Here is an 8,946-nt window from a genome sequence, read left to right as displayed (position 1 = left end):
AAAGCCATTATCATCGGGTGGCTCTTTGGCAGCTTCATTGAAGGTGCCTCAGGGTTCGGAACTCCTGCTGCCGTTATCGCTCCCCTGCTTTTGGCTCTGGGCTTCCCCGCCATGGCCGCCGTGATGGTCGGCCTGATCATCCAAAGTACACCGGTAAGTTTTGGCGCCGTCGGGACCCCGATTATTATCGGCGTCGGCGGAGGACTCGGCGGCGACCCTGCAGTCGAAGATCGGATGGCTGAACTCGGAGTTACTTTTCCTGAATTCGTCGCCTCCATCGGCTTCGAAGTTGCCTTGATGCACGCCATTATCGGACTGCTCATACCTTTGTTCCTGGTCTGCATGCTGACTGGCTTCTTCGGCCCGGAGCGCCGATTCCGTGACGGTTTGGCGGTCTGGCCTTTTGCCCTCTACGCCTCACTGGCTATGACGGTGCCCTATGTCCTGGTGGCCCGCTTCTTGGGCCCCGAATTTCCGTCACTGGTCGGTGGGCTGATCGGACTGACGTTGGTCATGTTCACTTCCAGCCGCGGATTCCTGATGCCTAAGGAAACATTCGAATTCGGTCCCCGGGCCAGCTGGCCCAAGCGGTGGATGGGCACAATCGACCCAACTGAGGCAACAGATACCTCAGCCCGGATGAGCATAGTCCGTGCATGGACACCTTACGTACTGGTGGCTGTCCTGCTGGTCCTCAGCAGGGTTATCGAACCATTGACAAACTTCCTGACCGGCGTTGCCATTCCGTTCAACAACATCCTGGGCACGGAGATTTCCACCGCCGTGCAGCCACTCTACTTGCCAGGGTTCATATTTATCGTCGCCTCGATCGCCGGCTACTTGGTGCACCGGATGAAGAGGCGGCAGATCGTCGAAACCTGGAAAATATCAGGCGGGCAACTGGCGGGAACAGCGGTGGCTCTGTTATTCGCTGTGCCCCTGGTGCGCATCCTCATTCAGTCCGGCCCCGAACTCAATGATTCGGGTCTCCCCAGCATGCCGGTAGTCCTCGCGGAAGGTGCAGCGGCTCTAACCGGCGACTCATGGCCAATAATAGCGCCCTGGATCGGTGCTCTGGGAGCCTTCATCGCCGGCTCAAATACCGTTTCCAACCTGACCTTCGCCCAATTCCAGTTCTCTACAGGCAGCACCATCGGCGTACCCCCGGAGACGATAGTGGCCGCCCAAGCCGTCGGAGGTGCCGGCGGCAACCCAATTGCCATCCACAACATCGTCGCCGCATCCGCCACAGTCGGTCTCCTCGGACGGGAGGGAGACCTCCTCCGCAAAACCATCATCATCACCACGTACTACTGTCTTGCAGCCGGCCCACTGGCCTATGTATTTATCCACGGGCTGGGTCTCAACCTCGGCACTTTCATGCTCATACTGCTCCTGGCAACGTTGGCCTTGCTCGTTGGCTGGATGAGGCGGCAGCGCCCGGCCACCGAATTGCTAAACACCCGAGTATGAGCTGCGAGCAAATTGACCACGAGTTCGTCTCACCGTAGCCGGGCCGTAAAGGTCAGTTGATTCATTCAGCGAACTGGAGTGAGCCACAAGGCAGTGACTGCTGTGGTCGAGACAAATAATCGAGAGCAGGGACACTCCCTGCTCCCGATTAGCGCGGCGTTGTACTTCTGGCCCCCGGGAGGGCGATGCGGGTAATTCAATAACCGTATTGATCGTTTCAGGACAGCGGATTTCCGGAGCAAAAAGTCCACCGCCAGCTGAAGAACGCGAGGATCGTTTATTAACTCCGCTCCGTGGTCTCAGACGTGACCGGTGCTTACTCCCGTGCCTTGCTTAGGCCCTCAAACGTCGCACTTTCGCGCAGACAGACAATTCCACCACCGCACGGTGATACCTGATAAAGGCCATCGTCGCAGTGGAGCATTCCATCATCACCGCAGCGCCGGCGGCATCTGCTCGCCGACGGTGGATGCTACGTCGATCCCGACGTCGACCTCTTCACCCGGCCCAACCCGATCAAAGCCAGGAATAACACCATCAAGAAACTCAACAGTTTCGGCTATAACGTCACCATCGCCCCGGCCCCACAACCTTGGTCACCCTACTTTTGAACAGGCACGCCGCCTCGCAGTCGTAGCGTGTATTCATCTGATTGGCAGCGACTTGATGCTCTCCTCCGCTGATCAATACAGCCAATCACACGGCCGTGCCGGCGACACGGTAGACACTTTCAGGCGGGATGCCATTCGGAAGCAGACTGATGTACGAGCGGGACACACCGGTGATTGTGCCATTGCCGGGTGTCCCGAATCGAGCCCCCACATATGGCTCTGATCCAACGCGACGTTCTCATGATCGATGTGCCGGGGTCTTCTCGCAGCAAATTGCGCGCGTCCGGCTATCCGAACGGTTCAGATAGCCTTCCCTGGGTTAAGAATCCCATCAGGATCGAGGGCCTTTTTGATGGCGTGTTGAACGTCGAGCGAGACCTCTCCGAGTTCGGGAAGGAGCCAATCACGCTTGAGTAGTCCAACTCCATGTTCCCCGGTGAGGGTTCCGCCCAGCTTTTTAGCCAGGTAAAACATCTCGCCCAAAGCGACTTTGGCTGGTCCTTCAGTGACGGAATCACCCTCGTCCATGACAATCATCGGATGGAGGTTTCCGTCGGAAGCGTGTGCCACAGTGAAAATTCTTACTCCTGTCTTACGGGAGATTTCTTCGAGGCCCACCGCGACCTCGGCAAGCCGTCCCCGCGGTACACCAATATCACCGATAGAAACACGCCCGAGTTTCTCCAGCGAAGGGATCGCTTCACGCCGGGCTTTGATCAACTGTTCCGCATGGTCAGGATCAGTTGCCTTCTCATATGAGCTTGCGAAGGGTTCGATAGCTTCAATGAGGACATCCTGCTCCAGGAATGCGCCATATCCATCTGTCTGTGCAAGCAGGAAGGCGTTCCCCTTGGAGCGATAATCCGTACCCAGGGCAGAATCGACAGCTTCAAGCGTTTGACCATCTATAAGTTCGAGCAGTGAAGGTTGCACGCGTGCTGCTATAACTGCTGAAGCGGCTTGAGCCGCACTGGCAAAGTCGGGGAAAAATGCTGCAACAGTTGCGGTCGCAGGGGGCAGGGGACGGAGACGCAATGTGGCTTCAACAACGACACCAAGCGTTCCCTCCGAACCTGTAATCAGCGCGTTGAGGTCATAACCCGTAACGCCCTTCAGTGTTTCCCGACCGGTTCTCAGTTCCCTGCCATCGGCCAGCACGACGTGCAGGGCCAGAACAGCTTCACGTGTCACACCGTATTTGGCGCACCTCATACCGCCTGCATTGGTAGCGATATTTCCGCCAATGGAACATATCGCAGTGCTGGCAGGGTCCGGCGCGTAGAACAGTCCGTATTCCGCTGCCGCGGCGTTCAGTTCGCCGTTAAGAACACCTGGCTCAACAACCGCCAACTGTTCAACCGGGTCAATTCGGAGAATTCGATTCATCTTGGATACGTCAAGAACCACTTCACCGGCTTGCCCCACGGCTCCAGCTGCGAGACCAGTACCGGCACCTCGAGTCACCACGGGCGTGCGATTGGTGGCGGCAAGCTGCAATGTCCGCACTACGTCCTCTACGGATTCAGCGAATACGACCCCGTCGGGCAACGTCGCTGAGGCATAGCCTGACCGGTCCATACTTGCAATCAACCTGTCAGCATGTGACGTGGAAGCAGCTCGGGAAGCCTCAAGTACATTGTCGGAAGCGCGTGGAACAACAGACGCATTGTGGTTATTCACAGAACTCCTTCGTTTAGGTGAATCGCAGCCGGGGAACCACCGATATTATCGACCCATGGTTATATAATTTCATAATGTGGAAACCAGTTTTTGCTGACTGGATAAGACTCTAGGCCGTTTTTCTGTCCCGGTCAACGGTTAATGAGACTCCTGCGCCCATTCGTTGATGTCGGTGGACCCGGCGTCGTCGTAACGTCATCGCCGAAGAAACACCGTAAGGACGCGGATCCGCCTCGACCCTTCTTAGAAAGAGACAGACCAAACTTTTCATCCCACGACTGAGGAAATCATCAGTCAGGGGCGCAAGTCCAGCGGTTTTACGTTGACGTCGTCCTTGATGAGTCCCTGCAGATCGTCCTGCCTGGCTTGACCGAGGGTCAGCCGGTATTTCGCCAGTCCGGAGAGCATGTGATTGGTCCGCGGAACGTCCCGACTGAGGGGATGGTCCAGCAGTCGGCGTTGAATTTTGTGCTTTCCGCGGTGAATCCAATGCGGGGCGAATTCATTGGCCCGTTCGGTGGCAGATTCCGCGGCACCCTCTTCCGCGGCTTTGAGGAGCGACGCCCAAGGGTTTGTCGCTTCTGAACCGAATACCCCGGACGCGTACTTTTCAGCGATATTTTTCCGAACTGCATGGCCGAGGTACCGGTGCACGCGTCCTTCACGCTGTTCAAAGTCGACCGGGTTCCCGGGCACGTTCCAGTGGATGACCGAGTGCGCCCACCAATGGAAATCGATTCCTTCCTGACCAACACTGGTTGAGGCCAGCACGAAGGGCCAGAAGGGGCTGTTGAAGGCACGCCGGACATCGGGCATACGGTTCGTTTCGCCGTCGTCGGACTTTGCATTGCTGTAGCGGACGGCGAAGCGCACACCCATGCGCAAGTCATCGTGGGAGTTGTCCGGGTACTTGGCACGAAGCTGTGCCTGGTTCAGCGATAGGGCCTGGCGAATGTCATCGGCGATGCTCCAAAGATCGTCGACGGTCAGTTCGCCTACCTGCTGGCTGCGCAGCTGGAAGACATACTCGTCCAGCACGGCCTGCAGGTTGCCTGCTTCGCAGTACTGCAGAACCTTGTGCCAGTAGTCGCGTTCCCCGGGAATGATCTTGTCGATGAGTTCGGTGACATCCAGGCGGTTGAAGAGTGTTCGAAGTCCGGTGGCTCCGAACAATGCGGCTTTCCAGAGCTCAGCCTGGTCGAACTCCGGGCCGGCGATCCTCTGAAGCGCGCGGTACATGCAGTTTCCGGGTGAGTTCATGGCCAGCAGCTCAAGCCCCTCGGCCCACCCGTGGGTCGGGCCGTCCAGGGTGTCGAGCATTCGCTCGATATGCGCCTGATACAGCTTCGCTTCGCTTTCGCGTCCGCCGCTGGAGTCGCTGTCGTCACCTTGATTGAGGGAGCGGGTGTAATTGCCGAGATCACGGATTTCGCGGGAGGCTCTTCCCCGGCCACCGTTCCAGTTTTCGGGCAGCAGACCCGGAGCGGAGAAGTAGTGGGACCAGAGGCCCAACCGGCCCATTTCCTCGACGGCGGCCGGCAGTCGGTCCTGGATCTTGTCGGCGGCAGATTCACGTGCAGCGGCACCGGAAATGGTGTCGCCGTTCGCGGTAGCTGCTGTAAGCGGATCGGCGAGAGGCGCCAAAGTTGCGTGCGGTACGAACATCGCCAGTGTCGACATGGATTGAGCTTCGCCGTCTTCCTGGCGAACCCGGTACTGCAGTCGGGCGCCGAACCGCTTCCGCGCTTCCGCCGTATTTTCATCGTGCAGCTTCGAATCCTGCAGAATTTGCCGCTCCGCCTCATACGACAGCAGAGTCGTCAGAGCATTCGGACTGGCATTCCAGGCAGAGAAGACAAGCTGCTTCGTGACCTCGCTGCCCACTTCGACGTACGGCCCAGCTGCCTCCAGATACGGGAACGACGGCGGCATCCAGAGCAGCTTCCACCACCCTTGGCCTGTGGTGTGCTTTCGTAGAGCGCGGAACTTCGCGTTGTCGGTTTCCACCGGACCGAAGCTCCGGTAGGCCTTCGGGTCGATGGTGGTCAGGGTCGGAAGCAGCGGACGGATGGCGTCAAGGTTCCCATGGTTCCTCTCGTCCAGAATGCGGCCGATCTTGTAGTCGGTCAAAAAATGGGCGAACATCGGCACGGACTTCCAGTACTCCATCGGATTCCCTGTCCCGGCCGCTTTGAACACACCGGTCATCGCCTTATAACTGGAAATGTCTGAGGCCTGGACATCGGTCGGTGACATGTCGATCTTTTCCAACATGTCGTCCTCGCCGAGCTGTGGGCGTTCCGTCCGGCACATGTACAGTTTCAATGCCGATTCGATCTGCTCCGTCACTCCTTCAGCAACGTCCTGACCCATCAGCTGCTTGCGCCGCTCATCGAGGGCGCTGTCCAGCGATGCCATATAACCGTCGTCGTCCCGGCTGAGGAACCGCAACAGCTGACGGAAGTCGGCGGCATGGTCCTCGCCGTCCTCCTCCCGGGCATTCGTATGTGCCTTGTATGGCGTTGCAGAGAGCATCAGAAGTTTGGCGTCCTGATAGTTGAGGAACTCCCGCGCCAGTGCGGTTGCCTCACCCACCGGCTCGGCGTCCTCGCCGGGCTTGTAGAGCATGTCCCGGAAACGCTGGAACTCGTCCAGGATGATCAGGTCAGGCTCGAGGCAGTCGAGCCCGGCCTGCGCCAGGTCGCCGCGAAGGTTGCCGATGATCTTCCGCATGCTTGGACGGACGGCCTCCTCGCCATCGTCGGAGGCTTTTTTCAAAGCGAGACGGAATTCTTCGAGGTGCCCGTACTTCTCGGTGAGTTCGCGGAAGCGTTCGAGCACGTCTGCCGGCGGCCCATCCGGAAGCTTTTGCCCAATCCGATAAACGCGATGCTTAAAATTCTTGACAGATGAGGTAGCACGAAGCAGTTCCACCGGTAGGCCACGGTCATCGATGTCGAACAGGGCCAAACCAGCCAGCATGTAGAACAGGACGGCGCGCTCGTCCGCCCGGCCGGTGGCTCCACCGACGTTGAAGGACGTGCCCGGCGTGAGCGAAACGAAATTGACCCTCTTCCGGGTGTTCGGGCCCGGTTCGGCGTTGAGCCGTCCGAGCTCGATGGGCAACAGTGTCAAGCGTCCAGATTCGATGATGTCGGTCTGACCGGTGACGTTGAGCCGTCCCAGATTCTGCTTGGCCAGATCCGCATTGGAGCAGACATAGACGATGTCGATCCGGTTCACACCCGAGTCGTCTTGGTCCAGCCGCTCGATCGCCTTGGCGATAACGCCGCGGGCCACCATGCTTTTGCCGAGGCCCGTTTCGTCGGCGACCAGGGAGCGGTCGGCCGTATCGGCGTCGTTGTAGAAACGGTCGAAAACGTGGTCAACGGTACGTCTCTGGAAGCCCCGCAGCGTCGCAAGTGCCGGGGTTGGGTCGAAGGTATTCACCGGGCGGCCTCCCCCACGTCGACACTCTCCGGTCCCAGCGCCTCAACGGCGGCCTCCCACAACAGGTGCAGCTGTTGAATCTCCTCGTCGTCGGCACGATGTTCGAGCAACCGGTCGATCACAACCTTGAGCTCTGAGAACACCTCTGGCGCATCTGAGTTGGCGGTCGCACCGATCAGCGCCTCGAAGAGACCCGCAGTTCCTCCACCCCCGAACCCTGCCCCGAACGCTCCAGCAAACGTCCCGGATCCGGGAGGAGCGTCTTCCGGCGTGAGGAACAGCAGCAGGAATTGGCGCAGCTTCTCCGGATCGTCCAGCTGGCGGGCAACGATCTCGTCGAGCCGTCCGTCCGGATCCGTCCGCAGCGTCCCCTGCACCACGGTGCTCTTGCTCAGGTCCTTCGCCTTGTCGGTCAGCGTCAGGACCAGATAAGGAGTGACATCGGCCAGCGGCACGCTTCGGAAAACGTGTTCGTGTTCGGCATCAGCGGGTACGACGGCGAAACTTGGGTTGGCCACGGTGAGCAGCCGAATGTGGGCCGTCAGGTCCTCCGGCGGTGAATACGAGTGCCGGGCAGTGACGGCGAACGTCCGGATAGCGCCGTCCAATGTCGGTTCGGAAACCGCATCCAGCACGAATGACTTGGCTGCCGCGTCGCGTAGAGCGCCGTCCAACCGGAACCGGGCCTCATCCTCGTCGCTGCGCGTCTCTCCGCCTTCACCCGCATAGTCGGCAAACGGAACGCCCTTCAGGCTTTCCAGAATCCGTTCGACGCCGATGCTCCGCTTGCGTCCCTTCAGTTCCAGTCCGAATTCCACATTCCGGGTGAACGCTGCCTCCGTGGCGTTGGCCGAACCGAGCAGCGCGTAGGTGGAGTGGTCGTAATCGCAGAAGAACGCCTTGGCATGGAGCCCCGTCAGGTCATCGCTGATGGTCGACCCTTCGGCCGTTCCGGTTTCAGCGGATTCGGGAACTCCCAAATCATCGAACGCCTTGAAACTGGCGCGGTTAGCGGCGATCGTTTCCGGCTTCAGCAGGTCGAACTGGTCAGCCCTGCCAAAGACGTGCAATCCGCGGGTATGACGGTCTTTCACCCGACCCAGCAACTCGTCGTCGAGGAAGGGGGATATGACCAGTTTGTTGGGACCGAACGTTTTGTCACGGTTGAACTTGCGGTTCTTGCCGTGCGACTTCGACGGCTCGGACAAGAACGTGACCAGCGAATCCGGCCCGTAGCTCTCTCCGGTCCCGAGCGGCCGGAACGCCGCCTCCTGAATGTCCTCCGGCAGGTCCCACTCCACAGAGGCAAGGCGCTTGGCCAGTTCCCCCACTCTGGCGCGGCGATCGCCGTCGAACTCCACCGTGCAGAGTTCCGGGAGTGCCGACACGAACCGCGCCAAGGGACCATTGTCGATGCGGTTTGCGGTATTCCCTTCGGCCGGAACGCCGTCCAGCCGGACCAGCAAGTCCCAGCTCGGATCCGGGGTGAGATTCCTGCTGCTGCACAGGAAGCGGTAGCGGCGTTCGTCGTCGTTCTCGAATTCCAGCACCCATACCTTGGGGTGGAACAAGCCGTGCCCGACGCTGACTTGGTGGATCATCGGTTCCAGCAGGCTGAGTAGGTCCGAGGCGTCGTGCGGCGCCTTGATGTGGCCGGCTTGGCAAAAGATATCGACCCGGTCGGAGATTTTGCGGATGGCGCTGAGCACGGCCACCGGGTTGTTGAACTCCT

The 8,946-nt window shown here is 59.5% G+C and carries 4 protein-coding genes; 1 reads left to right on the top strand and 3 read right to left on the bottom strand.

Annotated features, from left to right (window positions below; genetic code table 11):
* Nucleotides 1-1,473 (top strand): L-lactate permease (locus Y707_RS22415; RefSeq protein ID WP_035779791.1); only part of this gene is annotated, 1,473 nt, incomplete at its 5' end.
* Between the two features lie 911 nt (nucleotides 1,474-2,384).
* Here Y707_RS22415 and Y707_RS0101050 read toward each other — a convergent pair.
* The 3 genes from Y707_RS0101050 to Y707_RS31135 form a co-directional block, all read right to left on the bottom strand.
* Complete coding sequence (locus tag Y707_RS0101050; RefSeq protein WP_081744542.1) at nucleotides 2,385-3,662, bottom strand: FAD-binding oxidoreductase; 1,278 nt, start codon at nucleotides 3,660-3,662, stop codon at nucleotides 2,385-2,387.
* A gap of 396 nt (nucleotides 3,663-4,058) precedes the next feature.
* Entirely contained in the window at nucleotides 4,059-7,214 is a 3,156-nt protein-coding gene (locus tag Y707_RS22410; RefSeq protein ID WP_051441513.1) for a helicase-related protein, read from the bottom strand.
* The coding region (locus Y707_RS31135) for a phospholipase D family protein (protein ID WP_026533739.1) at nucleotides 7,211-8,946 on the bottom strand (1,736 nt) is incomplete at its 5' end. The genes Y707_RS31135 and Y707_RS22410, both read right to left, overlap by 4 nt.

Origin of the sequence: Arthrobacter sp. H14 (assembly GCF_000520495.1) — a bacterium.
Classification (GTDB): domain Bacteria; phylum Actinomycetota; class Actinomycetes; order Actinomycetales; family Micrococcaceae; genus Arthrobacter_C.
This window is presented reverse-complemented; position numbering and strand designations above follow the sequence as displayed.

Bases quoted from the DNA above. Each gene is read 5' to 3' on its own strand.
- Y707_RS0101050 (WP_081744542.1), bottom strand. From the start codon at position 3,662: ATGGACCGGTCAGGCTATGCCTCAGCGACGTTGCCCGACGGGGTCGTA.